The 2,716-nt window shown below is 51.6% G+C and carries 1 protein-coding gene; it reads right to left on the reverse strand.

What is annotated here, in order from left to right; all coding sequences use genetic code 11:
• The coding region (locus tag KDK15_RS09520) for a hypothetical protein (RefSeq protein WP_257295121.1) at positions 1–2,716 on the reverse strand (2,716 nt) is incomplete at both ends.

Raw genomic sequence — 2,716 nt, forward strand, 5'->3', positions numbered from 1 at the left:
TGGGGGGATCGGTATAAGAAACATTGATTTCCTGAATAATCTCCAGTGTTTTTAGTGTTAGCGCATTTAACTGCGAAACCGGCTTGTCCGGGACACCCGGTCCGCCTGTTTTTGACCATTGTTCCAGGGCTTGAGCTATATAAACGTCAACTGTCTTTAAGATGGGGGTGTTTTCTGTTTTTGATACGGGATACTCGCTACTAACAACGGCAACAGAAGCCTCATGTTGACTGGCAAAGGTTGCATATCTGTGAGGACTATCACTCCCCGGGGCAACGGCATTTTCCCGGTGAAACAGTAACCCATCCATTATATTGGCTTCGCAGCTGCATTGTTCAAACCAGCAGGCTAAAGCATGGCGCAGCCTGCTTCCTTCAGGAAAATTTTTAAGGTGTCCAAGTACCTGGTTCTTATGGATTTCTCTTCCGCCAATAGACTGTCTCGTGATACAGCAGTGTGCCAGGAAGAAGAAATGCAGGCGTGAATTCTTAAATGAGCCCCTCAGTGTTTTGATGGATTGGAATACCTGTTTTGCTGACACTTCCTGATGATCAATTGTCCATTCATTCTGCATAGCCATGAATTGCAATATACATTGCAGTCGATATTGCTCATCGCCTTTGACCGAAACGTTGTTTACGATTTGCCAGGCCTGTTGAAGGATATCCTGACCCTCGTTGGTTTCATCGTACCCGTGAGATTGTTTCAGCCTTTGAATCAAATACCTGGTTTGCCTTGAAGAATGATCCCCGGGGACTTCATTAAACGCTGCTAATACTTCTTTGTTATCCAGATAGTTGCCATTCAATTCTCTGGCATTCAATGCCAGCAGAGAATAAAAAATAGCTCTTTCGAGCAACCTGCCACCGCGTTCATAATCCTTAACCACTGCATTCGCAGTGACCTGCTGGCCATTCAACGCCAGCCCCCTCAGGCAACAGTCCGCTTTGAAGCGCGCCATCTCCAGTGTTGCCCTGGCTGCCTGATAATCCCTGGCCACCTCATCCGGTGTGATCTGCTGGCCATTCAACAATAGCCCTCTCAGGCAACAGTCCGCTTTGAAGCGTGCTCTCCCCAGTTTGCCTTCCGGACTATCCGGGAAACTCTTAACCACCGCATCCGGTGTGACCTGCTGGTCATTCAACAACAGACCCTTCAGGCAACAGTCCGCTTTGAAACGCGCCAGTTCAAGTCTTGCTTTGACTGCCTGATAATCCTTAACTACCGCTTCCGGTGTGACCGGCTGGTTATTCAACGGCAGACCCTTCAGGCAACATTCTGCTTTGAAGCGCGCCAGCGCAAGTTTTGCTTTGGCTGCCTGATAACCTTTAACCACCAAATCCGGTGTGACCGGCTGGCCATTCAACACCAGGCCTTTCAGGCAACATTGTTCCTTAAAGTGCGCTATCTCCAGTGTTGCTTTGACTGCCTGATAACCCTTAACCACCGCATCCGATGTGACCTGCTGGCCATTCAACACCAGGCCCTTCAGGCAACATTCTGCTTTGAAGTATGCTCTCCCCAGTTTGCCCTCTGGACTATCCGGGAATTCCTTAATCACCGCATCCGGTGTGACTCGCTGGCCATTCAACGCCAGGCCTCTCATGCAGCATTCCGCTTTGAAGCGCGCTTTCCCCAGTTTACCTTTCGGACTCTCCGGAAAGACCTTAACCACGGCATCCGGTATGACCTTCTGGCCATTCAATATCAGGCCTCTCATACAGCATTCCGCTTTGAAGCGCGCCAGCTCCAGTGTTGCTCTGGCGTCCTGATAATGCTTGACCACCGCATCCGGTGTGACCTGCTGGCCATGCAATGCCAAGCCCCGCAGACAACATTCTGCTTTGAAGCGCGCGCTCCCCAGTTTGCCTTCCGGACTATCCGGGAATTCCTTAACCACCTCATCCGGTGTGACTGGCTGGCCATTCAGCAGCAGCGCCCTCAGGCAACATTGTTCCTTAAAGAGTGCCAGCTCCAGTGGTGCTTTGGCCGCCTGAAAATCATTAACCAGCGCATCCTGATTGACCTTCTGGCCATTCAACGGCAGGTCCCTCAGCCAACATGCTGCTTTGAAGCGCACTCTTCCCAGTTTGCCTTCCGGACTACCCGGGAACTCCTTAACCACCTCATCCGGTGTGACTTGCAGGTCATTTAGCGGCAGGCCCCTCAGAACATATTCCGCTTTGAAGCGCGCTCTCCCCAGTTTGCCTTCCGGACTATCCGGGAAATCCTTAACCACCTCATCCGGTGTGACCTGCTGGCCATTCAAGAGCAGGCCCCGCAGGCAACATTCTGCTTTGAGGCGGGCTAGCCCCAGTGTTGCTTTGGCTGTCTGAAAATCCTTAAATACCTCATCCGGTGTGACCTGTTGGCCATTCAGCGGCAGCTCCCTCAGGCAACATTTTTCCTTAAAGCGCGCTCTCCCCAGTTTGCCTTCCGGACTATCCGGGAAATCCTTAACCACCGCATCCGGTGTGACCTGCTGGCCACTCAACGGCATGCTCCTCAGGCAACATTCCGCTTTAAAGTGTGCTAGTTCCAGTTTTGCTTTGGCTGCCTGAAAATCCTTAACCACCTGATCCGGTGTGACCTGCTGGCCATTCAACGACAGGCCTCCCAGGCAACACTCTTCTTTAAAGCGTGCTATCCCCAGTTTTCCTTCCGGATTATCCGGGAAAGCCTTAACCACCTCCTCCGGTGTGACCTGCTGGCCATT

Origin of the sequence: Endozoicomonas sp. YOMI1 (assembly GCF_024606345.1) — a bacterium.
Lineage (GTDB): Bacteria > Pseudomonadota > Gammaproteobacteria > Pseudomonadales > Endozoicomonadaceae > Endozoicomonas.